The sequence below is a fragment of the [Pseudomonas] carboxydohydrogena genome (assembly GCF_029030725.1).
Lineage (GTDB): Bacteria > Pseudomonadota > Alphaproteobacteria > Rhizobiales > Xanthobacteraceae > Afipia > Afipia carboxydohydrogena.
This window is the reverse complement of record NZ_CP113162.1, coordinates 2,589,292-2,614,989: the sequence shown is the minus strand read 5'-3', so window position 1 is coordinate 2,614,989 and position 25,698 is coordinate 2,589,292. Positions and strand designations below refer to the sequence as shown.

The 25,698-nt window shown below is 60.6% G+C and carries 24 protein-coding genes; 21 read left to right on the top strand and 3 right to left on the bottom strand.

Annotated elements, in window-relative coordinates; genetic code table 11:
• Positions 1-412 precede the first annotated feature (412 nt).
• From AFIC_RS12610 to panD, 11 genes are all read left to right on the top strand, one after another.
• Positions 413-1,621, top strand: a complete 1,209-nt coding sequence (locus AFIC_RS12610; RefSeq protein ID WP_275246581.1) for a pyridoxal-phosphate-dependent aminotransferase family protein — start codon at positions 413-415, stop codon at positions 1,619-1,621.
• A 69-nt stretch (positions 1,622-1,690) separates the two neighbouring features.
• Positions 1,691-2,761, top strand: coding sequence for a ketopantoate reductase family protein (locus tag AFIC_RS12605; RefSeq protein ID WP_275246580.1), 1,071 nt, complete (start codon positions 1,691-1,693; stop codon positions 2,759-2,761).
• A gap of 68 nt (positions 2,762-2,829) precedes the next feature.
• Positions 2,830-3,018 carry a hypothetical protein gene (locus tag AFIC_RS12600; RefSeq protein ID WP_275246579.1) on the top strand — a complete coding sequence of 63 codons (189 nt, stop codon included), beginning with the start codon at positions 2,830-2,832 and terminating at the stop codon, positions 3,016-3,018.
• Positions 3,019-3,633: 615 nt separating this feature from the next.
• Positions 3,634-3,876, top strand: coding sequence for a sulfurtransferase TusA family protein (locus tag AFIC_RS12595; RefSeq protein WP_275246578.1), 243 nt, complete (start codon positions 3,634-3,636; stop codon positions 3,874-3,876).
• Between the two features lie 66 nt (positions 3,877-3,942).
• A complete protein-coding gene (locus AFIC_RS12590; RefSeq protein ID WP_275246577.1) occupies positions 3,943-4,305 on the top strand; it encodes a DsrE family protein in 363 nt (120 codons plus the stop codon).
• A gap of 66 nt (positions 4,306-4,371) precedes the next feature.
• Positions 4,372-6,498: a hypothetical protein gene (locus AFIC_RS12585; RefSeq protein WP_275246576.1), complete on the top strand. Its 2,127-nt coding sequence runs from the start codon at positions 4,372-4,374 to the stop codon at positions 6,496-6,498.
• 50 nt (positions 6,499-6,548) lie between these two features.
• Complete coding sequence (locus tag AFIC_RS12580; RefSeq protein WP_420833393.1) at positions 6,549-7,427, top strand: phosphate/phosphite/phosphonate ABC transporter substrate-binding protein; 879 nt, start codon at positions 6,549-6,551, stop codon at positions 7,425-7,427.
• A gap of 70 nt (positions 7,428-7,497) precedes the next feature.
• Positions 7,498-8,316 carry a phosphonate ABC transporter, permease protein PhnE gene (phnE, locus tag AFIC_RS12575; protein ID WP_275246574.1) on the top strand — a complete coding sequence of 273 codons (819 nt, stop codon included), beginning with the start codon at positions 7,498-7,500 and terminating at the stop codon, positions 8,314-8,316.
• 77 nt (positions 8,317-8,393) lie between these two features.
• Positions 8,394-9,143 carry a phosphonate ABC transporter ATP-binding protein gene (gene phnC / locus AFIC_RS12570; RefSeq protein ID WP_275246573.1) on the top strand — a complete coding sequence of 250 codons (750 nt, stop codon included), beginning with the start codon at positions 8,394-8,396 and terminating at the stop codon, positions 9,141-9,143.
• 10 nt (positions 9,144-9,153) lie between these two features.
• Positions 9,154-10,668, top strand: coding sequence for a sulfurtransferase TusA family protein (locus AFIC_RS12565; RefSeq protein ID WP_275246572.1), 1,515 nt, complete (start codon positions 9,154-9,156; stop codon positions 10,666-10,668).
• A gap of 254 nt (positions 10,669-10,922) precedes the next feature.
• Positions 10,923-11,270: an aspartate 1-decarboxylase gene (gene panD / locus AFIC_RS12560; protein WP_275246571.1), complete on the top strand. Its 348-nt coding sequence runs from the start codon at positions 10,923-10,925 to the stop codon at positions 11,268-11,270.
• Positions 11,271-11,467: 197 nt separating this feature from the next.
• On the opposite strand, the gene AFIC_RS12555 is transcribed toward panD, so the two are convergent.
• From AFIC_RS12555 to AFIC_RS12545, 3 genes are all read right to left on the bottom strand, one after another.
• A complete protein-coding gene (locus AFIC_RS12555; protein ID WP_275246570.1) occupies positions 11,468-11,788 on the bottom strand; it encodes a DUF202 domain-containing protein in 321 nt (106 codons plus the stop codon).
• 14 nt (positions 11,789-11,802) lie between these two features.
• Positions 11,803-12,207 (bottom strand): YidH family protein, encoded by a 405-nt coding sequence (locus tag AFIC_RS12550; protein ID WP_275246569.1) that lies wholly within the window; start codon positions 12,205-12,207, stop codon positions 11,803-11,805.
• A 266-nt stretch (positions 12,208-12,473) separates the two neighbouring features.
• Complete coding sequence (locus AFIC_RS12545) at positions 12,474-13,370, bottom strand: LysR substrate-binding domain-containing protein (RefSeq protein ID WP_275246568.1); 897 nt, start codon at positions 13,368-13,370, stop codon at positions 12,474-12,476.
• A 208-nt stretch (positions 13,371-13,578) separates the two neighbouring features.
• Between AFIC_RS12545 and AFIC_RS12540 the strand changes: the two genes are divergently transcribed.
• The 10 genes from AFIC_RS12540 to AFIC_RS12495 all read left to right on the top strand — a co-directional run bounded on the left by AFIC_RS12540 (position 13,579) and on the right by AFIC_RS12495 (position 25,680).
• Entirely contained in the window at positions 13,579-15,105 is a 1,527-nt protein-coding gene (locus AFIC_RS12540) for a 3-hydroxyacyl-CoA dehydrogenase (RefSeq protein WP_275246567.1), read from the top strand.
• A 26-nt stretch (positions 15,106-15,131) separates the two neighbouring features.
• Positions 15,132-16,334 (top strand): 3-oxoadipyl-CoA thiolase, encoded by a 1,203-nt coding sequence (locus tag AFIC_RS12535; protein ID WP_275246566.1) that lies wholly within the window; start codon positions 15,132-15,134, stop codon positions 16,332-16,334.
• A 79-nt stretch (positions 16,335-16,413) separates the two neighbouring features.
• Entirely contained in the window at positions 16,414-17,424 is a 1,011-nt protein-coding gene (locus AFIC_RS12530) for an ABC transporter substrate-binding protein (RefSeq protein ID WP_275246565.1), read from the top strand.
• Positions 17,425-17,462: 38 nt separating this feature from the next.
• Positions 17,463-18,497: an ABC transporter substrate-binding protein gene (locus tag AFIC_RS12525; protein ID WP_275246564.1), complete on the top strand. Its 1,035-nt coding sequence runs from the start codon at positions 17,463-17,465 to the stop codon at positions 18,495-18,497.
• A gap of 47 nt (positions 18,498-18,544) precedes the next feature.
• Positions 18,545-19,768: an acyl-CoA dehydrogenase gene (locus AFIC_RS12520; RefSeq protein WP_275246563.1), complete on the top strand. Its 1,224-nt coding sequence runs from the start codon at positions 18,545-18,547 to the stop codon at positions 19,766-19,768.
• A gap of 43 nt (positions 19,769-19,811) precedes the next feature.
• The gene (locus AFIC_RS12515; protein ID WP_275248723.1) at positions 19,812-21,935 is read left to right on the top strand and encodes an acetate--CoA ligase family protein; all 2,124 of its coding nucleotides are present in this window, start codon (positions 19,812-19,814) and stop codon (positions 21,933-21,935) included.
• A 53-nt stretch (positions 21,936-21,988) separates the two neighbouring features.
• Positions 21,989-22,759, top strand: a complete 771-nt coding sequence (locus tag AFIC_RS12510; RefSeq protein WP_275246562.1) for an enoyl-CoA hydratase-related protein — start codon at positions 21,989-21,991, stop codon at positions 22,757-22,759.
• A gap of 128 nt (positions 22,760-22,887) precedes the next feature.
• Positions 22,888-23,655 carry an ABC transporter ATP-binding protein gene (locus AFIC_RS12505; RefSeq protein ID WP_275246561.1) on the top strand — a complete coding sequence of 256 codons (768 nt, stop codon included), beginning with the start codon at positions 22,888-22,890 and terminating at the stop codon, positions 23,653-23,655.
• Complete coding sequence (locus AFIC_RS12500; RefSeq protein WP_275246560.1) at positions 23,648-24,544, top strand: ABC transporter permease; 897 nt, start codon at positions 23,648-23,650, stop codon at positions 24,542-24,544. Before AFIC_RS12505 ends, AFIC_RS12500 begins: the two co-directional genes overlap by 8 nt.
• A gap of 362 nt (positions 24,545-24,906) precedes the next feature.
• On the top strand, positions 24,907-25,680 hold the full coding sequence (locus AFIC_RS12495; RefSeq protein WP_275246559.1) for an IclR family transcriptional regulator: 774 nt from the start codon (positions 24,907-24,909) through the stop codon (positions 25,678-25,680).
• Positions 25,681-25,698 lie beyond the last annotated feature (18 nt).

Sequence of the window (25,698 nt, the reverse complement as noted above, 5' to 3'; positions counted from 1 at the left end):
ATAAAGACATGCCTCACTTTCACGCCTGGGACTAAACCCGAAGGCGAGCAGGCTTCTCATTGCCGCAGTGGTCGATGGATTTGCTGGGCTTTTAGCCTCTCAGTGGCCAGCTATTTTTGCATTCAAAACTTATGTGACATATATATTTTGAATTCAAAATTAAAATTGAATATTTGGTGCTGGTGATGGCTGCTTGTGGTCGTGAAGTGCACAACAGTCTCCCCGCAGAGATAATTTGTCTTTTCTTTCAATGCTCTTCAGCCGGTGAGACCAAATCGGCATTTTTGGTGCCGCACTTTGTCTCTGGCGGGCTGCGATGTAATATTTTGTATGCAAAAATAATTTGATGTATAAAATATCATATGCAATATTCTGAGAGCAGAACACACATTAAAGACAAAAGGCTTGATCTATGACCCACGCTCAAGGACGCCATTTTCTTCAAATCCCGGGACCCAGCCCTGTTCCGGAGCGGGTGCTGCGGGCGATCGACATGCCGGTCATCGACCACCGCAGCGCCGCATTCGCCGAACTCGGCAAGGCGGTGTTGAGCGGCTCCCAGAAGATTTTTCAGACCTCGGGCCCGGTGGTGATCTTTCCCTCGTCGGGCACCGGCGCGTGGGAGGCGGCGATCGTCAACACGCTGTCGCCGGGCGATAAGGTGCTGATGGTGGAGACCGGCCATTTCGCCACGCTGTGGCAGAAGATGGCCGTCCGCTTTGGTCTCGATGTCGAGTTCATGGCGGGCGACTGGCGTCACGGTGCCGATCCGGCGGCGATCGGCGAGCGGCTGTCGCAGGACAAGTCCCACGCCATCAAGGCGGTGATGGTGGTCCATAACGAGACCTCGACCGGCGTCACCAGCCGGATCGCCGAGATACGCAAGGCCATCGACGCCGCGAAGCATCCGGCGCTGTTTCTCGTCGACACCATCTCCTCGCTTGGTTCGGCCGACTACAAGCACGAGGCATGGGGCGTCGATGTCACGGTGAGCTGCTCGCAGAAGGGCTTCATGCTGCCGCCGGGCCTCGGCTTCAACGCGATTTCGGAAAAGGCCCGCGCTGCTGCGAAGACGGGCGGCATGCCGCGCTCGTACTGGGACTGGGAGGAAATGCTCAAGTCCAATGCGGGCGGCTTCTTCCCCTATACGCCCGCGACCAATCTTCTTTACGGCCTGCGCGAAGCCATCGCGATGATGCTTGAAGAAGGGCTCGACAATGTGTTCGCCCGCCACAAGCGTCTGGCCGCGGCGACCCGCGCCGCGGTGGAGCACTGGGGTCTCGAAGTGCTTTGTCAGAATCCGGCGGAATATTCTCCGGTGCTGACGGCGGTTGTGATGCCGCCGGGGCACGATGCCGATCAGTTCCGCAAGGTGGTGCTCGATAACTTCAACATGTCGCTCGGCGCGGGGCTGACCAAGCTCGCGGGCAAGGTATTCCGCATCGGCCATCTTGGCGAATGCAACGAACTGACGCTGCTGGGCGCGCTATCGGGCGTCGAGTTGGGACTGTCGGTTGCGGGCGTTCCGCATCGTGCGGGCGGTGTCGCTGCCGCCATGAAGTTCCTCGAAGACCGTACCAGCGCCAATCTCGCAAGCCATTTGAAGGTGATCAAGAACTGACGACTACCAAGACCTGAACTCAACGAATCCGCCCGTCAGATGGCGGAGTTGAACCCTGGGATTAGAGCCATGCCTCACTATAACATCCTCATCCTCGGAGCCTCCTATGGCTCGCTGCTGGCTTCCAAGCTGATGTTTGGCGGCCATGATGTCACGCTGGTCTGCCTGCCTGCGGAAGCCGATCTCATCAACAAGGAAGGCTTCCGCGTGCGGATGCCGATCCGCGGCCGCAAGGAGCAGATCGAGATCGATTCCCGCAAGCTGCCGGGCAAGGTCAGGGCCGCCGGTCCGGCCGACGTGAACCCGAAAGATTACGATCTGATCGGACTTGCGATGCAGGAGCCGCAATACGGCTCGCCCGGCGTGCGCGAACTGCTCGATGCAGTGGCGAAGTCCGGCGTGCCGTGCATGTCGATCATGAACATGCCGCCGCTGCCCTACATGCAGCGCATTCCCGGTCTCAAGGCGGATCCGCTGAAGCCGGCCTTCACCGCGCCCGAGGTCTGGGCCAGCTTCGATCCGGGTAAGCTGACGCTGTGCAGCCCCGATCCGCAGGCGGTGCGTCCGCCGGAGGAGAAGGTCAACGTGTTGCAAGTGACGCTGCCGACCAACTTCAAGGTCGCGCGCTTCGACAATGAAGCGAGCAACGAGATGCTGCGCAATCTGGAGCGTGACATCCAGAACGTGCGGTTCGATACGCCGGAGGGCAAGATCGAACTGCCGGTGAAGCTGCGCTTCCACGATTCGCTGTTCGTGCCGCTCGCCAAATGGGCGATGCTGATGGCGGGCAACTATCGCTGCATCACGGCGGATGGCATGCGCACCGCGCAGGAAGCGGTTCATTCCAATCTGGAGGAATCGCGCTCGATCTACAATTTCGTGGTCGATGTCTGCGTCAAGCTCGGCGCCTCGCGCGACGACATGGTGCCGTTCGAGAAATACGCGGCGGCTGCGGAAAGTCTGACCCGCCCGGCCTCGGCGGCGCGTGCACTCAACAACGGCGCACCGAACATCGAGCGGGCGGACAAGCTGGTGCAACTGACCGCGCGGGAAATCGGCATGAGCCATCCGTTGCTCGATGCCATTGTGACCCTCGTCGACAAGCGGCTTGCGGATAATCGCAAGAAGGCTGCGGCTTGAGCGTTAATCTCGCCTGCGCGCTTCGTCACTGAAGCGCGCAGGTGCCGGACAATGTATCGGGCACTGGCATGAAACATCTCAGTCTTGCGAAGAATCCTGAGCCGGAGATGGCGAAGGATTTGCGCGCTGCTTCATCTGCAAGTGACGAGAATTTGCGGCTGCGATTGCTTGAAGCTTTTATTGCCGTCAGCGATCGGGATCGTGCCGCGATCGTGGATTTCGCCGAAAGGCTGGTTGACCCTATTTGGGATTATTGAGGCACTCGCCGGCTTCTTTTCGAAGAAGCAGAAAGGCGCTGCTGTCCGTAGAGCATTTCCTGGCTGTCGCATCATGCCAAGAGTTTATGCGATGAGCGGCAACTTCTCGAACTGATGGAATGGCGGCGCAGACGACAGACTCCATTCCACGGTCGTCGCCCCGGCGAGCATGACTTCGATCTGTAAATTTGAACTTCATGTCCGGAATTCCGCATTGGTGCGGCGCAATAGCGTAACAACTTTACTGCGGCGGAATGTCGTCCGGCTCATTCCATCCGTTGTTGTTCTTGACCACGTAAAGCGTGTCACCTAAGGTTCCGCCAGCGATACGTATCGAACCGCAATGCTCCGTGTGAGCTGCATACCGTCGGCATCCGGCGGTGCGTTCTTCGATAGATCATCGCTGTTTCCCCAAATGTCACTGGTGTGAGTTGTCGCCTCTGCGCGCGACGCCGCATCGTGGCTTGTCGCGATTTGGTATCGGCTCGCCGCGCATTGGCGTGAGAGCCGGGCGGGAGGGTTTTGCCTGTTGGCTTGTGATCGGTTGTTCATATGTCGAGCGGATGGCGTCGTGCGCCGCAGCCGGCGACAGCCTTGCCGTTTGGCCTGCTCGCTATGAACGAGCCTCTTCTGGCGGACGTCGAATGGGACGCGGGCGATCTCGGATGCGGCCCGCTGCTGCTCGAGTTGCGCAATCGTCTGCGCACCATGCCGGGGCAGGTGTTCAAGCTGATCTCCGTCGATCCGGGCTCGCCGGAAGACTTGCCGGTCTGGTGCCGGCTCAGCCGCAACGAACTGCTGCATCACGATCCCGAAACCAAAAGCTACTGGATTCGCTCGCGTCTCGACTGGGAGTGACGTGCGCTCGACAGAAATCTGATTCCCTATCCGAAAATTCACACGCCGATCCAAAAGGAGATTCAAATGGCCGGAAATTTCGTCGTCAGCCTGACCCACGCCAAGAACGATACCGACAAGGCGACCGTCGCCTTCGTCATCGCCAATGCGGCGATCGCCTCCGAGAAGAAGGTGGTGGTGTTTCTTTCGATCGAGGGCACGCGGCTGTCGCAGAAGGGTTATGCCGACGACATTCACGAAGAGGGATTCGCGCCCTTGAAGGATTTGATGAAGAGCTTTGCCGAAGCTGGCGGCCAGATGTTCGTCTGCTCGCCCTGTTTCAAGAAGCGTACCCTCGACGAGAACAATCTGGTGCCGGGCGCGGTGATCGTCGGCGGTGCCAAGCTTGTCGAATTCCTCGGCGATGGCTGCCCCAGCGTCAGCTACTGACGAATATTTTGCGGGCGTTCGCGTGGTGCGAACGCCCGCGCTTCATTGATTGAACGGATGACGCTGATGTTTCGCTATCGATGGTTGATCGCATTGTTTGCAGCCGTGACGTTGGGTTACGTGGCATTGAGCTTCGCCATGTTCCAGATGCCGGACACGATGGCGGATGCCGAGAATTGCGGCTTCCTGCCCGGTGAATTCGTGGCCGCCGGACAGCTCACCTACGAGCGTTCGCAGGCGTGGTGGATCAGCTTCCAGCGCAAGGACGAGATCTGGATCGCATTGTCGGTCGGAATGGCGGCGGCCTTCATCGGCTTTGCGTTGTCGATCGGACGGCGCGCGGGCGGTGGCGTCGCTACCGGTGCAGCGATGGGCGGCGGTGTGCTGGCGCTATCGGCGATATGCGTAAGTTGTCTCGCGCCGGTGTTGTCGGTGGTCGGTCTCGGGCTTGCCGGTTCTCTGCTCGCGGGCCTGCCGAAATGGCTGATCGCGCTCAACACCCTGATGCTGACGGGGTGGGGCGCGCTTTATCTGTCGCGGCGGGGCAACTCATGCCCGATGCCGCGTTCGGAGCCGCCGATCCAGCCGCATTCGAAAACGACAGAAGCGGAGATCGGCATGCTTCCCAAAACTTTCATGTTTGGTGTTGCTATCTTGGCGACCGCATTATTGATGCCGCAAGGCGTAATGGCGACCGACTACGCGACCGTGCTGCAACCCGCCAAGCCGGGACTGCCGCTCGCGCATCCCATCGCCAGGACCGACATCGCGCCGCCGCCGTTCTCGGAGATCGCCGACCGGCCGGTGAAGCCTGCTTATGTGCCGGGCCTGCCGGGATTGCCGCAAGGCGTGATGGTGAAGGACGATTTCGGCGTGCCGCGCCCGCCGAAATATGATGGCGTGGTGATCCGCAAGAGCCGCGTCGAGAACGGCGAGGTGGTGATTCCGCCGGGCGGCCTGTTCTATCTGGAAGACACCTGGGGCGGCGAGGTGGCGTTGCGCGGCGAGCCGATGCCGGTGCTCGGCCGCATGCCGACCTATGTCGATTACGACATGAGCATCGTCGTCAAGGAGAACGTTACGATCCCGGCGGGCAAGAGCGTCGTGGTCGGCGGCACGGTCTACCAGTATTACGCGACCGTCGGTCACGAGAAGCTCGCCAATCATGCGCTGCATGTGAAGACCATTGCGGGCACCGATTGGGAATGGGCGTTCGGCTCTCCAGTGTTGTCGCAGACGGAGCCGTCCTGGTGGGGCACGCGCTTCACCCAGCTCTACAATCAGGGGCAGGCCCGCGAAGTCACGCCACAGAAAATGGTGTTCGACTGGATCTCCGGCATCCGCATGGACCGCCTGCTGCTGGCCGATGAGAAAGTGTTCTCGGGTCTCGCGAGTGCGGGCGACGAATGGAAGTCAGGCAATCGCACGGTTCGGGTTGCGGCAATCGATCCGAGCGCCGGTACCGTGCGCATCGAGGTCATCGAGGACGGCAAGGTCGTTCTCGACCGTACGCTCGGCCCGGTAAAGAACGAGTTGCTGATCGAGGATCACGATGCCCGCAAGGCGCTGGTGTTCGAGCATGGCGATGTCGCCGGATTCCTGTCGCCATGGCCGGAGCCGTTCAAGGACGGCAAGGCCAATTTGAAAATCTACGGCAAGACCTTCAGTCTCAATTACGGGCAAGACTACGCGGCTGATCCGCGTTTCTCGGTGTATCCGGTCGGCTGCCCGACCGGGCACAATTTCGGATTCATGCTGGTCAACAAGGATGAGATCCGTCTGAAGCCAGGTGCCGCGTTCAATGGGCCGGAAGGCTACTTCAAGGTCGCGGTTGATCGCATCGATGGCGACAAGGTCACCGCGTGGCATGTCGAAGACAAGAAGGGCAACCGTTCTGTCAATCTCGGTGGCGCGGGTGTTACCAACGTCGATCTCGTGCTTGGGCAGGGCCGCGTAACCGGGCAGGCCATTCTAAAGGATGTCGGCCGCGCCATGCTGACGCGGACCTACCAGTCGATTGTCGAGGCGAGTGGGCAGACGGTGGCCGTGAACACCGGCACCAAGCCTGCGACGCATGAAGCCGCACGATCCAGCATGGTGGCCGGGCTTTCGCCGGGGATGATCGCTGGTTTCGGAATCCTGCTGCTGGGCTGCCTCGGCGTCGGCTACGAGGTCGGCCGCCGCCGCGCATGATTTCAGAAATTCGACGTCAAGCACTCAACAGGGGAAACGACATTATGGATATGAATAAGGGGCGCAGGAATTTCATCGTCACGACGGCGGGCCTTGCGGCGACGACGCTGTTCACTCCCGCGATCGCGCAGGGCAAGAAGAAGCTGCATTTCGGTGTCGGCCCGCTGTTGCCGAATGCGGACGACACGAAAAAGGCCTATACGCCGGTGTTCGCGCATCTGGCGAAAGAACTCGGCGTCGATTTCGATCTCGTCGCGACCACCGACTGGGCCGGCATGGCGGTGGCGATGGGTTCCAACCAGCTCGATGTCGCGTGGATGGGGCCGTGGGGCTACATCATCGCCAATGCCCAGACGGGCTGTCAGGCGGTTGCGACCGTGAAGTACGACGACAAGCCGGTCTATTATGCGATCATCATCGCGCGTCCGGACTTGCAGATTTCGAAATTTCCCGATGATACCAAAGGCAAGTCGATTTCCTTTGCTGACGTCGGCTCGACCTCGGGCTGGCTGATCCCGAGCTACTACGCCAAGGAGGTCTGGAAGATCGATCCCAAGACCTACTGGAAGTACACTGACGGCGCGACGCATGCCGCCAACGAGATCGCGGTGAGTTCGGGGCAGGTCGATATGGCGACCGACTTCGACCGCAACCGCAATGCGATGATCGCGAGCGGCAAGGTGAAGGAAGGCGCCAACAAGATCATCTGGACTTCGGACCCGTTGCCGAACGACGCCATCGTGTTGCCCGCGAGCGCCCCGAAGGAGCTTGGGGCCCAGGTGCAGAAGATTCTGGCCGCGATCACGGTCGAGCAGGCCAAGACGCTGCTGCCGCCGCGCTACACCGGCTTCGTCACAGCTACCCACGCCTCCTACGAGATGATCGAGAAGGCAGGCATCGCGGTCGGCAAGATCAAGCCGAAGACCTGACAGGTCATGAATATGTCTGAGATGCGGGTCGCGGCTTTGCCGCGGCCCGCCGTGATTTAGAGTCGGGACCATGACGATCAGCAGGGCAGAACGCGCGCTCGACGATCTCGATGCCGCCCGTCGCGGCTCGACGGGAACGCGCGTCAAGTTCTGGGCGATGGTTGGTATCGTCGCGGGCTTCTACGCGGTGTCGTGGAATCTCGCCGGAATCGATCTCGCGAAACTCTCGACGGGACTGCCACGGCTTGCCCACTGGATCATGACGGCTTGGCCGCCGAAACTCGACGAGCTGCCGCTGTTCGCGCTACGCACGGCAGAAACCGTCGCGATGGCCGCCATCGGCACCACGGTGGCGACCATTCTGGCAATCCCGATGTCGGTTCTTGCCAGCCGCAACATCACGCCATGGCCGCGCCTGTATTATCCGGCACGATGGTTCCTGAACGCGTTGCGCGGCATCGACTCCTTCGTGTTTGCCTTGTTGTTTGTCGCCGCCGTCGGGCTTGGTCCGTTCGCGGGCGTACTCGGCATCGCGCTGCATACCTGGGGTAGCGCGGCCAAATTCTTCGCGGACCATATCGAGAATGTGAATCTTGGGCCGCTGGAAGCCGTGCGCACCACGGGCGCGGGGCGTTTCACGTCCATCGCCTATGCGCTGGTGCCGGATGTGCTGCCGGTGATGCTGTCGACGACATTGTTCTGGTGGGAGTTCAACGTCCGCGCCTCCACCGTGCTCGGGGTGGTCGGTGCAGGCGGCATCGGGCAGGAATTGAAGAACAGCATGGACCTGCTCGATTTCCCGCGCCTGTTCACCATCATCGCCGTCATCCTTGTTGTCGTTACCGCGCTGGATCAATTGTCCGGCTGGTTGCGCAAGCGGCTGGTGTGACCATGGCGGAGACGATGCAGGTCATGGATATGCCGGTTGGCTCTGGTGCAATGGAAAGCCAGCCGGGTCGTTGCCGGATGAAAATCGCAGGTCTGACGAAAGCGTTCGATGGCCACGCCGCCATCGCGCAGGTCAGCTTCGACGTGCATGACGGCGAGTTCGTCGCGGTGCTCGGGCCGAGCGGGGCGGGCAAGACCACGCTGTTCCGTTGCATGACCGGTCTGCTTGCACCCGATGACGGCAGCGTGCGGATCGACAACAACGACATCGCCGCGATGCGTGCTCACTCGCGCCGAAGGCTTGCCGTGGTGTTTCAGCAGTTCAATCTGGTGAACCGGTTGACCGCGCTCGAGAACGTGCTGGCCGGGCGGCTCGGTTACGTTCCGGCCTGGCGCGGCTGGCTGCGGCGCTTCACCCGTGCTGACCGGCTGCTGGCGCTGGAATGTCTCGATCGCGTCGGTCTGCTCGCGCAAGCCGGGCAGCGCGCCGATACGCTGTCCGGCGGCCAGCAGCAGCGTGTCGCGATCGCGCGGGCGCTGGCGCAGCAGCCGAGCCTGATCGTTGCCGATGAACCGGTCGCGAGCCTCGATCCGAACGCCAGCGCAGGCGTGCTGGAACTGCTGCGCGGCATTGCACGTACGGATGGCGTTGGCGTGATATGCAGCCTGCATCAGGTGCATTTCGCGCGCGCCTACGCCGACCGCATCATCGGCTTGTCGTATGGCCGCATCGTCATCGACGTGCCGAGCGCGAAATTCGATCAGGCGGCGTACGAAACCCTGTATGGTTCCCAGAATCCGGCCTCTGCCGATCCGACATCCGTGTGAGATAATCATCATGACCGACGCTGCGACTCCGCAAGTCCATCCTTTCCCTTCCGACGTCAGCTTCGACGGCGGCGATCTGGATTGCGGCAACGGGCTTTTGCTGCTGATCCGCAAGCACATCGATCCAATGGCGAAGGGCCAGCTTCTCGAGATTCTCTCGACCGAGATTTCGGTCGACGAGGATCTGCCCGCGTGGTGCCGCCTCACCTCGAACGATCTGGTGTCGTTCACCAAGACCGGCAAGCAGCGCAGCTTTCTGATCTGCAAGGGCAAGTTCGACGAGCACGGCAAGACTGACGAAAAGACGGTCGCGAAAGTTTCCGCGCCAATGGCGCAACCCGCAGCGGCGCCTGTGCGCAAACCCGCGCCCGCGATTCCGCCGCTCGCCGTGACGGGCATCGGAAGCTGGCCGCGCCCGCGCTGGATGGTCGATGCGATGCATGCCTACGTCGAGGGCCGTCTCGATGAAGCGGCGTTTCATCAGACCGCCGATGACGCCGTGCGCCTTGCAGCGTCCGCGCAGGAGCGGGCAGGCGTCGATATCGTCACCGACGGCGAGCAGCGCCGCGACAGTTACGCGAGCTTCGTTGCCACCCGGCTCGACAATTGCCAGTTGATTCCGCTGACCGATCTGTTGCCGCTGGTGGATGATCCCGAGGAATTCGAGCGCGAACTGCGCGCGCTCGACGTGCCCGCGGCGGACGTTCGCCATCCGGCGATCTTCGGGCGCATCAGCCGCAGCCGCCCGCTTGCGCTGCATGAGTTCGATTTCCTTTCCACCATCACCGACAAGCCGATCAAGATCGCGCTGCCGGGGCCGTATCTTCTGACGCGCACGATGTGGATGGAATGCTTGCAGGAGCGGGCTTATCAGTCCCGCGAGGAACTGGCGGAAGATATCGTCACGGCGTTGCGCGCCGAACTGGCCGATCTCATCGATGCGGGCGTCGCGCTGGTGCAGTTCGACGAGCCGGTGTTGTCTGAAGTGGTGTTCAGCGGCCCGAAAAGCAGGCCGAGCTTCATGTGCGGCGCGCTGTCGGAGTCCCGTGGCCCGGAGCATGAGCTGGGCTTCGCGCGCGACCTGATGAACGCGGTGGTCGAAGGGATGCCGCGCGAGCGGACGGCGGTGCATATGTGTCGCGGCAACTGGACGCCGGATGAATCGGTTGCGCTGGCGGGCAGCTATGAGCCGCTTCTGCAAACGCTCGGCGCGATGAAGGTCGGCGCGTATCTTCTGGAGATGTGCACGCCGCGCGCGGGCGAGATGGAATTGTTGCGTGCTTTGCCGACTGAGGCCCGCATCGGCGTCGGCGTCGTCAACCAGAAATGCGCCGACGTGGAATGCTGCGATGATGTCGAGGTGCGGATCAGGCAGGCGGTGAATCTGTTCGGCGCGGATCGCGTGCTGCTGCATCCCGATTGCGGTTTCGCGACCTTTGCCGACAATCCGATCTGCGCAGCAGTCCCCGCCGAGACCAAGCTCGCGCGGATCGCGGAGGCCGCAAGGCGCGTGCGCGGCGGTTGATGGCGCGAAAATCCATGTCCGGCAGAGCCAGCGGATGGGCGGATTTTTCTGTGCTGGACGCGCAAAAAGGCTTATGTCAAAGCAGCCGGCGGCGACCTGCGAATTCTTCCCGATAGCCTCGATATGCTCGATTCTGGGCCTTTTTCGGAGGGGTTCCCCGCTATATAGCACATCAACAGCTTGATGGCTGGTCATGGGTAAGCCCCGTTGCATGGGGCTATGACGGGCTGCCCGCGATCTTCAGGAGACGTTCAATGCAAGTGACTTTGATGAAAGGCAAGATTCACCGCGCGCGGGTCACCGAAGCGGACTTGCATTATGAAGGATCGATTTCGATTGATCGTAATCTTATCGAGGCCGCCGGTTTTCTTATCAACGAGAAGGTCGATATTTTCAACATCGATACTGGCGCCAGATTTTCGACCTACGTCATCGAGGCTCCGGCCGGCTCGGGCACTATCGGTCTTAACGGAGCAGCCGCGCGTCTGGCGATGACCGGAGACAAGGTCATCATCGTTGCCTATGCCGGTTTCGATAGCGAAGAGGCCCGTGGATTTAAGCCATCGGTCGTTCTCGTCGATGAACAGAACCGGCGGATTTAACCGTACACGGTGGTCTGTTCCGATCTCGACACCGGGCGAAGCGCAGGATTCCTGCGCCCATGGCGATGACGCACACGACGATCATCAGGGCCGCGATCACGGCAAGAAGACGAAGATGGTCATTCCGAGGTCGCCCGGCTGCCCAACTATGTTGCTGCTGATTTAAATAAGAACGGTCGCGACCGGAATATCTTCGTCTATTTCAGGAGTCGTGCGAGCAGCGTGCCCGCATGAATCGCGGAAGCGATAACGACGATGGTTGATGCCGCCAGAAGATATTTTCGGCTTGTGCTGGTGACGATTTGTTCGCTGGCCGTACAGCGCGATCGTTGGCGGCCGCGATGCAGGCTCGCGCAACCCAACGCGGCCAGAAGTAATGCCGCGAGCAGATGAAATGCCGCGGTGGCAGATAGCCCGATGCGGATCGAGAGGGATGCGACGATGAGAGCCAGCAGGCCCGTGCGGGACCAGGCGAGGCCGGTTCTTTCCGGCTGAAGACCGGGATCCCTGCCGAGCATCGTATTCCTCTAACTCAATCGAAAGCGATGATGAGCCAGGCCAGTCCCACAGACAGGAGCGCCGTGAACAGGGCCAGAAAAGGAAGCAGGAAGCTGAGCGGCAGGTCGGTCTCATGGCGCATCGCGCGTTCCGCGCGCGCCCATCGCGTATAGGCGACGCCTCCCAATAATCCACCCACCAGAAGCAGGATGATTGAGAGAATGAGCCTCAATTGTGCGGAGCCGAGATGGGAAGCGAACTGATCGATTCCGACCGCTCCGGCAACAATGGCGAGCGAGGTCCTGATCCAGGCGAGAAAGGTGCGCTCATTGGCGAGCGAAAAACGGTAGTCCGGGCGCGTGCCGGTTTCCCACCATTTCAGCCCTTTCTTCTTCTGCGACTCGGTTGGAGCCTCGAAGGCGCGAGAATGTAAATTCATTTCAGTACCTTACGGGCTGCAATGGACTGTTGCAGCAGTTTGCTTGTCGCAGTCTTCCGTAATTGTTCCATAAAATGGAATGAAACAAGCCAAAGAACGGATCCACGGAGACGTGCATATCACTAAGGCCACATCGTGGGGAGAAATATTCTCTCAAATATATCTACGGCGTCTTACCCGGCCTCTCCCGGGGCGCATTCCAGGAAGGCTTTGATCGGCTTGCCTGACCCGCCGATCATGGAGCAAGGGCCATCGACCTGCCGGCCTCACAGGCGGTGGCAGAGTTCGGCGAGGGCGTTGCGCAGCCAGCGGTGGCCGAGATCGTCATCGACCGACTGGTGCCACATGAAATAGATCGGAATGTTGGGAAACTCCAAAGGCGTCTTCATCACCTTGGTGCGAAAGAAGTCTGCATAAACCAGTGCCATCCGTTTCGGCAGCGTGCAGATGAAGTCGGTTTTCTGCACGATCAGCGGCATCGAGAGAAAGTGTGGCACCTGCAACGCGACATCGCGCGCCAACCCGTGCTTCTTGAGAACGACGTCGACGATCGGCTTATCCTGTTTCAGCATGACATGGGGGATCGACAGGTAATCCTCGATGCTCAGATGGTCGCTGATTGTCGGATGATCCTGCCGGACCATTGAGACGAGATGCTCGTCCATGACATGGATGTTGTGGAATTCGTCACCTTCAATCCGGAAGTAGTCCATCGCGAGGTCGATCGAACCGTCGCGAAGCTCTTCCTTGATCTGGCGCCCAAGCTCCGGCCTGATCTGCACTTGGATGTGAGGGGCGACGGTGGCGAGCCAATCGACGAAGCGCGGCATGATGACGGCTTCGCCATAGTCGCTGATGGCGATGACGAATTTCCGTGTCGCGGTCTCAAACTCGAATGCTTCCTGTTTCCGCAATCCGTTCTGGATGAGGTCGAGTGCCTGACGGATCGGGGCCGCGAGTTGCTTGGCGCGCGCCGTCGGCATCATCCCCTGCGCGGTGCGAACGAATAATTGATCGTCGAGAGTGGTGCGAAGCCGCGCCAATGCATTGCTCAGCGCGGGCTGGGTCATGTTCAGCTTGGCTGAGGCGCGAGTGAGGCTGCGTTCACTCAAGATGGCATCGAACACCGTCAGCAGATTGAGATCGATGTTCCGCAGATTCATCAATATGTCCCGGATGCGTCGCGTTCTGAATAATGGGCCGGCCCAGTATCACATCTGGCATTCCAACTTATCATCACCGTGAATGAAGGGCATATCAAATATAAATTGGATATGCGTTCGGCCGCTTCCTAGTCTCCTTTTTGAAAACAGCAGTCCGGTTAAACGGACGGCCTAGAAAACCGCACGTAAGCGGAACAGGGAGATGCGGGTGGAAAGCGTTCTGCCAAAAGAGAATCTGGTGATTGGCGTGATCGGCGCCGGTGCCATGGGACGAGGCATCGCCCAGGTTGCGGCAACGGGCGGAATGACCGTGCTGCTGACGGACACGCGTCCGGAAGCTGTTGCAGATGCCGTCAAATCCATCGAAAAAGCGCTCGCCCGCCTGACTGAGAAAGGCACGATAGATCAGGCTGCGATGGATCGGGCGCTCGGCCGCATCAAGCCGGCCCAGAGTGTGGAGCAATTCGCCGAGTGCCGCCTCGTGATCGAGGCGATCATCGAACGGCTTGATGTCAAGCAAGCACTACTGGCCCAGCTTGAAAGTATCGTCTCGGACGATTGCATTATCGCGAGCAACACCTCCTCGCTGTCGATCACGACGATTGCGTCGAAATGCCGCCATCCCGGGCGGGTGGCAGGATTCCACTTTTTCAATCCTGTGCCGGCGATGAAGCTCGTCGAGGTGATCGACGGCTTGCAGACGCGGCCTGATGTCGGCGATGCGCTGATGGATGTCGGCCGCCGCATGGGACGCGAGCCGGTCAGGATCAAGGATGCGCCGGGCTTTCTGGTCAATCAGGTCGGTCGCGCCTACACGCTGGAAGCCGCGCATCTGGTGTCCGAAGGTATCGCGACCTTCGCGGATGTCGATGCTGTCATGCGCGAAACGGTCGGTTTCCGCATGGGGCCGTTCGAGTTGCTCGATCTGGTCGGGCTCGATGTGAACCATCCGGCGACGGATGCGATCTATCGCCAATTCTATCATGAGCCGCGCTATCGGCCCTCGGTGCTGATGCAGAGTCGTCTTGATGCAGGGATGCTCGGCCGCAAGACCAAGCGCGGCTTCTATGACTACAGCGAACAGAAGGACGCGCCTCTTGCTGCCGAGGCGGCGAATACTTCGCCGTCATCCTGCCCGGTCTGGGTCAGCAGGTTTGAGCCGGAACAGGCGGACAAGCTGCTCGCGCTGTTGAAGACGCTGAACGTCAAGATAGAGGATGGCGCGAAGCCGTCGTCTGCTGCGCTCTGTCTGGTGACGCCTCTCGGTGACGATGCAACCCACAGCGCGGTGGAGCAGGGGCTGGATGCCAGGCGCGTTGTCGCGGTGGATACGCTGTTCGATCTCGGCAAGCGCCGCACCATCATGTCGACGCCGGTGACTGAATCTTCCTACATCAATGCGGCGCGGAGCTTGCTTGGCAGCGATGGCGTTGCCGTCACCGCGACGCGCGACAGCCCCGGCTTCATCGCCCAGCGCATCGTTGCGATGATCGCCAACATCGGCGCATCGATAGCGCAGAACCGCACTGCATCGGCGAGCGACATCGACAAGGCGGTCAAGCTCGGCCTCGGTTATCCGCACGGTCCGCTGGGCTTTGGCGATGCACTGGGCGCCGGAACGCTGCTCAAGATCCTGAACAACATGCAGCGGCGATATGACGACCCGCGCTACCGCTCGAACCTCTGGCTCACGCGCCGCGCGGAGCTTGGCGTTTCGTTGACGCTGCAAGATTGAGGCGCATGGCGCCAAAGGAGAGACGGATGTTGGACGCTTATATCTATGACGGAGTGCGCTCGCCTTTCGGCCGGCAGGCGGGAGGACTGGCGCGGATTCGTCCTGACGATCTGCTGGCGCAGGTGATGCAGGCCCTGATGGCGCGGAGCAAGTTCAAGGCCGGGCAGTTCGAGGATGTCATTGTCGGCTGCGCCAATCAGGCGGGCGAGGACAGCCGGTGCGTCGCGCGCCATGCATCGCTGATGGCGGGTTTTCCTGTCGATCTCGGCGGTACCGTGATTCAGCGCAATTGCGGCAGTGGCCTCGGGGCGGTTGTCAGCGCGGCGCATGCGGTCACCGCGGGCGAAGGCGATCTGTTCCTCGCTGGTGGCGTCGAGAGCATGAGCCGCGCGCCGTTCGTGATGGGCAAGGCTGAAGCAGCGTTTTCCCGCGACATGAAGATTTTCGATTCCGCTGTCGGCTCTCGCTTTCCGAATCGCGAGATCGAAAAGAAGTTCGGCGCCGACACCATGCCGCAGACCGCGGACAATCTCGCGCGCGAGCATCAGTTGAGCCGTGACGAAGTCGATCAGTTCGCGTTGCGTTCACAGCAGCGTTATGCGGCCGCGAAGACGGCGGGCTTCTTCGATGGGGAGATCGCTTCGATCCAGGTCGCGGGCCCGAAAAAGGGGACGCAGACCACGGTGGCCGCCGATGAATTTCCGCGCGCGGATTCGTCCCTTGAATCGCTGTCGGGGCTGCGGGCTATTCATGAAGGCGGCGTGACCACCGCCGGCAATTCGTCGGGTATCAATGATGGCGCGGTCGCCCTGACGGTCGGCTCGCGCGAGGCAGGCGAACGCGCCGGCAGCGCGCCGCTCGTCCGCATCCTGTCGGCGGCGAGCGTCGGCGTCGAGCCGCGCGTGATGGGCATTGGCCCTGTGCCCGCGATCCACAAAGCGCTGAAGCGCGCCAATATGTCGCTTAATGAGATGGACGTGATCGAGATCAATGAGGCGTTCTCCGCGCAGGTGCTGGCTTGCCTCAGGCAGCTTGGCGTCGATGCGAAGGATGACCGCGTCAACCCCAACGGCGGCGCGATCGCGGTCGGACACCCGCTCGGCGCATCCGGCCCGCGTCTCGTGCTGACGGCAGCGCGCGAACTGCAACGACGCAACGCCAAACGCGCCGTCGTCAGCATGTGCGTCGGCGTCGGGCAGGGAATTGCAATGGTTCTGGAGAGATCTTGATGATTTGACCGACAGGCCGCGACCCAGTGCAGACAAGCACACCAAAACGGGCGCGGCCACCACACACAGGGAGGATACCATGAACGTACGGCGAATTGCGTTGGCGTGCCTATCGTTGACGGCGGTTGCGTTTTCCTTGCAACCGGCGGCGGCGGAAGTATCCGAAATCAGGCTGGCCCGGCAACCGGGTTTGTCCTATCTGCCGCTGGCTGTGATGGAGCACGAGAAGCTTATCGAAAAACACGCGGCTGCGGCGGGTCTTAAAAATATCAAGGTGGAGTGGGCGAAGTTCGCCGCCGGCAACGTCATGAACGACGCATTGCTGTCGGGCAGTCTCGATATTGCTTCGGGTGGCGTCGCGCCGCTGATTACGCTCTGGGCCAAGAGCCACGGTCAGGTTCGCGGCGTCGCCGCCCAGACGACCTCGCAGATCTACATCAATACTCGAAATCCGAACGTCAAGACGATCAAGGATTTCACCGACAAGGACCGCATCGCGTTGCCTGCGGTGAAGGTATCGGTCAATGCGATCGTGTTGCAGATGGCCGCCGAGAAGGCGTTCGGCCCCGGCAATGCCTACAAGCTCGAACCGCTGACCACTTCGCGCTCTTATGCCGAAGGCAGCGCCGCGCTTCTGTCGGGAGCAGGCGAAATCAACAGCGCCGCCTCCGCGCCGCCTTACTATTATAAAGAGATCGCGACGCCCGGCATCCACACCGTGCTGAAGTCCTATGAAGTTCTTGGCGGCCCCAGCACCAACAACGTGATCTGGACCACGAAGAAATTTCACGATGAGAATCCGAAGCTGTATGCGGCCTTCTTCGCCGCCTACAAGGACGCGATCAATCTGATCAACAAGGACCCCAAAAAAGGGGCGCAGATCTTTCAGGATGCGGATCGCAACAAGGCTTATTCGATCGACGAACTGGTGATGATGCTCACCGACAAGTCGTCGATGGAATTCACCATCGTGCCGCACAACATCACGAAATACTCGGACTTCATGTACCGGATGGGGTCCATCAAGGAGAAGCCGAAGAGCTGGAAGGACTTGTTCTTTCCGGAAATTCACTCGCTGCCGGGTAGCTGAACCGCGCGCAATAAACGCACATTTATCGGGAGAGTAGGATGAAAACGTCTCTTTGGTTGAAAGGTTTCGCTGCCAAGGCCGCTTTGCTTGCTTCCGTTGCTCTCGTCGGCGTCACGATCAATCAGACGCCGGCGCGCGCCGAGGTAAGCCAGGTTACCATCGCGAAGCAGTATGGGTTGCTGTTTCTGCCTTTGATTATCATGGAGCAGAACAAGCTGATGGAGAAGCATGCCGCCAAGGCCGGCATTCCTGACCTTGCCGTCAAATGGCAGCGCATGACGGGCGGCAACGTCATGAACGAGGCCCTGATTTCGGGCAATCTCGATTTCGCCTCGGGCGGTGTGCCTCCGTTCCTGATCCTGTGGAGCAAGACGCAGGGCAATCTGGACGTCAAAGGCGTCGCGGCGATGGACTCGTTGCCGATCTACCTGAATACGCGCGACCCTTCGGTGAAGACGATCAAGGATATCACCGACAAGAATCGCATCGCGATGCCCGCTGCGGGCATTTCGATCCAGGCGATCATGTTGCAGATGGCCGCCTCGAAGGAGTGGGGCCCGGATCAGGCCCGCCGCCTCGACAAGAACGGCGTGACGTTGGCGCATCCCGAAGCGATGTCGCAGATGCTGTCCAACATGGGCGCCATCGATAGTCATTTTGCTTCGCCGCCCTACAATTTTCAGGAACTGACAAAACCGGGCATCCACAAGGTGCTTGATTCGTACGATGTGCTCGGCCCCGCGACCTGCGAAGTGGTCTGGACCACCAGCAAGTTCCACAAAGAGAATCCGAAGGTCTACAAGGCGTTTCTCGATGCATTCCAGGAGTCGATCGACTTCATCAATAAGAACAAGCAGCAAGCCGCCGAGATTTACGTCAAGAGCACCGACAACAAGGAATCCCTGAAGGACACGCTGGAGATCATCAATCACCCGCACACCGAATACACCACGACGCCGAAGAACATCATGAAGTATGCGGCGTTCATGAAGCAGGTCGGCCTTGTCAACAAGACGCCCGCGAGCTGGAAGGATCTGTTCTTTCCTGAGGTCCACGCGTTGCCGGGAAGCTGAGCGGCGACGGCCTGATGTGAGCGCCGTATTGTAAAGAGGGTGATCCCATGGATTCAGTGATTGCAAGCAAGCCGGTCGATGCCAGCACCGTGACGTTGACGGGCGGGGCGTTCCACTGGGATGATCCGCTGCTGCTTGAGGATCTGCTGAACGAGGATGAAAAACTGATCCGCGACACGGCGCGCGACTATGCGCAGTCGCATCTGATGCCGCGGATCCTCGAAGCCAACCGGGATGAATCGTTCGACAGAACGGTGATGAAGGAAATGGCCGATCTCGGTTTTCTCGGGGCAACCATCGACGGCTACGGCTGCGCGGGCATCAGCTATGTGTCGTACGGGCTGATCATGCGCGAGTTCGAACGCGTGGATACGAGCTTCCGTTCCGCGCTTGGCGTACAGACCACGCTGTCGATGGTGCCGATCTATGCTTATGGCTCGGAAGCGCAACGGGAGAAATATCTGCCCGCGATGGCGAAGGGCGAGATTCTCGGCTGCTTCGGGTTGACGGAGCCAGATCACGGCTCCGATCCCGGCGGCATGAAGACGCGCGCGAAGAAGGTGCCCGGCGGCTATCGGCTCACCGGCGGCAAGACCTGGATCACGCATGCGCCGATCGCCGACATCATGGTGGTGTGGGCGAAGGACGATCAGGACATCATCCGCGGCTTCATTCTGGAGCGCGGCATGGCGGGTCTGTCGACCGCCAAGATCGAGAACAAGTTCTCGGTGCGGGCATCGCCCACTGGACAGATTTTCATGGAGGATGTTTTCGTTCCGGAGGAAAATCTGCTGCCGGGCGTGCAGGGGTTGAAGGGGCCGTTCGGTTGCCTCAACAATGCGCGCTTCGGCATCATCTGGGGCGCGATGGGCGCGGCCGAATTCTGCTGGCACGCCGCACGGCAGTATTCCATGGATCGCAAGCAGTTCGGCCGGCCGCTGGCGGCCAATCAATTGATCCAGAAAAAGCTCGCGGACATGCAGACGGAAATCTCGATCGGCCTTCTCGCCTGCCTGCATGTCAGCCGCCTCCGTGACGCGGGCAAGGCGACGCCGGAAATGCTGTCGCTGCTGAAACGCAATTGCGCCGGCAAGGCACTCGATATCGCGCGCGCGGCCCGGGATATCCACGGCGGCAACGGCATTTCGGATGAGTACCACATCATCCGCCACCTGATGAATCTCGAGACAGTCAATACGCTGGAAGGCACGCATGATATCCATGCGCTGGTGCTCGGCCGGGCGCAGACCGGCATCTCGGCGTTCAATTAACAAGAAACAGTAAGCGAATCGCAGGGAGACTGATGTGACGGCAATGACGCAGGCGAAGCCGCTAAAAGGTGAAGCGAAAGATGCGCTGAAGGCGCTGTTGGCGCCACGCTCCATCGCGATCCTTGGCGCGTCGTCGGATTTTCGCAAGGTCAGCGGCCGTCCGGTCAAGCACCTGCTCGATAAGGGCTACAAGGGCCGCATCTATCCGGTGAATCCGCGTGCGGAGACGATCGGGCCGCTGAAGGCGTATCCGAATGTCGCGGCGATCGATGATGAGATTGATCTGGCGATCATCGTGCTGCCGGCGAGCGAGGTCCTGAATTGCGTGCGTGAACTCGGCGCCAAAGGTGTTCCGGTCGCGGTGATCTTCAGCTCCGGCTTTTCCGAGCTTGGCGATGCCGGCCGCAAATATGAGCAGGATGTCGTCGCCGCGGCGCGAGAGGGCGGCGTGCGGTTGTGCGGCCCGAATTGCCTGGGTCTCATCAACTCGTTTGACAATGTGCTCGCGACGTTCAGCCAATATGCCGACAGCGACACGCCGTCGGGCCCGATCGGCTTCGTCACGCAATCGGGGGCATTCGGCACGGCCATTGCCGCGCTCGCGCGCCGCCGCGGGCTTGGGCTCGGCTATTTCGTCAACACCGGCAATGAAGCCGACCTGACCTTCTCGGAAATCATGGGTGAGGTCCTGCGTGACCCGCGCATCAAGATGGGTGCGGGCTACATCGAGGGCCTGAAGGGCGGCGAGGATTTCGTGACGCTCGCGGAGCAGGCGATGGTTGCGGGCAAGCCGCTGGTGATGACGAAGGTCGGGCGGCTGGGCGCTGGTGCGCGCGCCGCCGCCTCGCACACCGGATCGCTCGCGGGCGACGATGTGGTGTTCGACGGCGTGGTACGCCAGCACGGCATCATCCGCGCGCGGAACGAGGAGCACATGCTCGACATCGCCGAGGTGATGTCGTGCTGCAAGCTTCCCGAAGGCAATGGCATTGGCCTGTTGACTCAATCTGGCGGCGCCGGTGTTCTGATGGCCGACCGCGCGCAGGAGGTCGGTCTTTCCGTGCCGGTGCTCCAGCCCGAAACGCAGGCGGCGTTGCAGAAGGTCATTCCCGGTTTCGGCGCGGTTGGAAATCCGGTCGATGTCACCGGGCAATTCGTGGCGGACCCGAATTTGCTGCTCGAAAGCGTCAAGCTGATGCTGGCCGATCCGAATGTGGATGTCGGCATCGTCTGGTTCCAGTTGATGGAAGCGCATGTCGATAAACTCGTGAAGGTTCTCGTCGAAATTCGCGATCAGGTGACGAAACCGTTCGTCGTCTGCTGGGTCGCCGCACCGGAAGCGGGCGTTCTCGCGCTGCGTAAGGAAGGGATCGCGGTGCTGCGTGGCGCCGAGCCCGCGGTGGATGCGGTTGCGGCACTTGTGCAGTATGCGGAGATGCGGCGTAAATGGCTGGCCCGCAGCGAGGACAGGAAAGCGACCAAGCTGCCGAAACTCGATTTGCCTTCCAGGGGCGTCGTCTCGACGATGGACGGCGTGAAGCTGCTCGATCAATGCGGTATCGCGCATATCCCGACGGTGCTGGCGACATCCGCCGACGAAGCGGCAAAGGCCGCGAACAAGCTCGGTTACCCCGTCGTGCTGAAAATCGAGTCGCCGGACATCCTGCACAAGACAGAGGCTGGCGGCGTGATGCTGCGCCTCACCGATGAAGCAAAGGTCAGGCAGGCTTTTGACGCGATCATCGCGAATGCTAAAAAATACAAGCCGAATGCCAGGCTGCATGGCGTGGTCGTGCAGGCCATGGCGCGCGGGGATACTGAATTCGTCATCGGCCTGCAAAACGACCTGGTGTTCGGCCCGGTCATCATGGCGGGTCTGGGCGGAGTTCTGATCGAGGTGTTGCGCGACGTTGTGTTCCGCAAGGTGCCGCTGTGCGAAGGCGAGGCGGCGGACATGCTGGATGCGCTGCATGGCAAGGCGGTGCTTGCTGGCGTCAGGGGCCGCCCCCCTGTCGACCGGAAGCAGCTTACTGCGATGATCTGCGCGGTGTCGCGCCTCGGTGCGGCGCTTGGACCCAGGCTTTCGACCCTGGACCTCAATCCCATCATGCTGGGCGAGGCATCTGCGACCGCCGTCGACTGGCTGATGATGCTGGATGAAGCATAAAGTATGCGCGCGGCCACGGCGCAGCGTGTAAGGTAAGTCTAAGGGAGACCGGAATGTCTTTGACCCTGCTGGAGCGGCCGCACGAGCATGTGGCGTTGCTGAAGCTCAATCGTCCCGATGCGCGCAATGCGCTCAACGATCCCTTGCGCGCGGAGCTGGCAAATCAGTTCGAGAAGCTGGCGGCGGATCGCAACACGCGCTGCATCGTCATCACCGGCAATGACCGCGTGTTCGCCGCCGGAGCGGATTTGAAAGAGGCGGTCGATTCCAGCCCGATCGACATGATGGCGCGGCGCGTTCTTTATTTCTGGAAAGTGGTCGCCGGTTGCCGCAAGCCGCTGATCGCGGCGGTGAACGGCTTCGCGCTGGGCGGCGGCTGCGAACTGGCTTTGCAGGCGGACATCATCGTAGCGGGAGAGGGCGCGAAATTCGGCCAATCCGAGGTGAGCGTCGGCATCATGCCCGGCGGCGGTGCCACGCAGCGGCTGACGCGCGCCATCGGGAAGTACCGCGCCATGAAGATGCTGCTGACGGGCGAGCATGTGACGGCGGAGGAGGCCCGCAGGCTCGGCTTCGTCAATGACGTGGTGCCGGACGACAAGGTGGTCGAGACTGCGATCGGCATTGCAAAGACCATCGCCTCGATGCCGCCGCTTGCCGTGGAACAGATCAAGGAAGTGGTTCTGGCGGGAATGGACAGTTCGCTCGATGCCGGCCTGATGCTGGAACGCAAGGCTTTCGAGATACTGTTTGCGTCCCGCGACCAGGAAGAAGGAATGCGGGCGTTTATCGAGAAACGCAAGCCCAGTTTCGAGGGCCGTTGAGTATCGATCCAAAACGGGCATCGATTCAACCAGTCTTTATATTAGACCGTCGCAAGGCGGTTCAGTAGAGTTCAGACTGCTAAAAACAGATCTGCAATCAGCGGACACGAGGACGGGAGGAGGGACCGATGACGACAGCACCACTGCTGGAGGTCAAGGGCGTCACGTTGCAGTACAGGACGCCGAGCTATCTCATCACCGCGACCTATCGGGTTGATTTCAATGTCTTTCAGGGCGACCGGTTCATTTTGCTCGGTCCCTCGGGTTGCGGCAAATCGACCCTTTTGAAAGCCGTCGGCGGCTACATGACGCCGACCGAAGGTGAGATGACTCTTAAGGGCAAGACCATCACGCGCCCCGGCCCCGACCGGATGATGGTGTTTCAGGAGTTCGACCAGCTCCTGCCGTGGAAGACGGTCAAGGAGAACGTGATGTTCCCCTTGCAGTGCACCAACAAGCTCGGCGCCCGCGAAGCCGAGGACAAGGCCATGCACTATATCCGCAAGGTCAATCTGGAGAAGTTCGCTGACAGCCACCCGCATATGCTCTCGGGCGGCATGAAGCAGCGCGTCGCGATCGCACGCGGCATGGCGATGGAGCCGGATATTCTCCTGATGGATGAGCCGTTCGCCGCACTCGACGCGTTGACGCGCCGCAAGATGCAGGACGAGTTGCTGACGCTGTGGGACGAGACGCGTTTCACGGTGCTGTTCGTCACGCATTCGATTCCCGAAGCGATCAAGATCGGCAATCGCATCCTGTTGCTGTCGCCGCATCCGGGTCAGGTCAAGGCCGAACTGAACGGCGGCGTGATGGGCGAGGAAGCTGTGGAGCTGGAATCGCGCATCCAGACCATGCTGTTCGCTGACACCATCGAGGAGGCGGAAAATGTCTGATGTATCGCTGACGATGAGAACGCTCACAGCCCCGGTCCGCCCGGAATTCGTGCGTGACGCCGCTGCGGCCGAACGTGCGCCTGTGGTGCTGGAAAAGCCGTTGTCCCTGTTTGTGCGGCTCTACAACCAGACCTGGCTGCGCAAGATCGTCATTCTGATTTTCCTTGCGCTGGCGTGGGAAATCTATGGCCGCTACCTGAACAACAACCTGTTGTTCCCGACGTTCAGTGAGACCATGAGCGCGTTTTTCACCAATATCGGCAACGGCATTCTGCCGGCGCGCGCCTGGTCGTCTATCAAGGTGCTGCTGATGGGCTATGCCTGCGGCATTACGCTTGCGGCTGTCCTGACGGGATTGGCGATCACGACGCGGATCGGCACCGACTTCCTCGAAACCCTGACGTCGATGTTCAACCCGCTGCCCGCCATCGCGCTGTTGCCGCTGGCGCTCATCTGGTTCGGTCTCGGCAATGGTTCGCTGGTGTTCGTGCTGGTGCATTCGGTGACATGGGCGATCGCGCTGAACACGCACTCCGGATTCTTGTCCGTTAGCCGCACCTTGAAAATGGTCGGTCGCAATTACGGACTCGGCGGGCTCAGCTACATCCGTAAAATTCTCATTCCGGCGGCGTTCCCGAGCATCCTCACCGGTCTGAAGATCGGCTGGGCGTTCGCATGGCGCACGCTGATCGCGGCCGAACTGGTGTTTGGCGTGTCATCCGGCTCCGGTGGGCTTGGCTGGTTCATCTTCGAAAACAAGAACAGTCTCGACATCCCGACGGTGTTCGCCGGTCTGTTGACCGTCATCATCATTGGTCTTGTGGTCGAGAACGTGATCTTCCGGGCGATCGAGGCCAATACGGTCGATCGTTGGGGCATGCAGTCCTGAACTAAACGACAGCATACGAATGACAACGCCGGCACGGCATCGGGGACTAACCCGGATGCCGTGTTGGGCAGTTGCAGGCTTCGTTCTGCGAAATCTTTGATGCGATGAGCCATCGCCGCATGCGGCTTTGGCACCTCTCCGGCGATGCTTCTGAGATACGGGCGCGATCGTTCATGCGGCGAGGCCGCATTGGGCAGGGATCGTGAGGCACTTCCGGCGTTTTCGATGCCGCGCGGCCTGTCGCAGGAAGGGCTCCTCCTTCGGCCTGGAGTTGAATCTTGTCGCGGTAGACGGGGTTGCGGTTGACTCTCCCGCGCATCCAACTCAAAATTTAGTACGCCGTACCAACATATGGAACAGTTATGGATACGACATTTTTGAAAGGCCTGAGGATGCTTCAGGCATTGTCGTTGTCGGACAGGCCGCGTGGCGTGACCGATCTCGCGCGTGAACTCGGCCTGACCAAAAGCAATTCGCATCGGCTTCTGAAAACGCTGGTGCACGCCGGTTACGCGCAGAACAATTCCGAGACGGCGAAATACAGCGCCACGCTGAAGGTGTGGGAGCTTGGCTCTCACGTCCTCTCGAAAGTCGATGTCAAAAGTGCTGCGAGTGCTTATTTGCAGCCGCTGGCGGACAAGACCGGAGAGTCGGTTCATCTTTCGCTGCTGGTCGAAAATTCCGTCGTTTATATCGACAAGATCGACAGCGCCCAGCCTGTGCGTGCCTACAGCCAGATTGGAAAGGGTGCGCCTGCTTACTGTGTCGCGACCGGAAAGGCGCTGCTCGCATTTCAAGGCGAGGACGCGATCGCGCGTGTCAGTGAAAAGCTGGAGGTCCACACGCCGCGAACGATTACCGATTCCGATGAATTCAAGCGCGAAATGGCGCGGGTGCGTCAGCTCGGTTATGCGATCAATCGCGGCGAATGGCGTGAAGGCGTCTGCGGTGTCGGCGCGCCGATCCGCGATTCGTCGCGGCAGGTAATTGCGGCCGTCGGCATCTCGGGGCCTGAAAGCCGGATGAAACCCACGTTCATGCGCGAACAGGCGCTAATCGTCATTCAGACCGCAGACTTGATCTCAAAGGCGCTCGGTTATCCCGGCGATGCGGTCGCCTATCGCAAGACCGCTTAATCGATCATTTTCAAATAG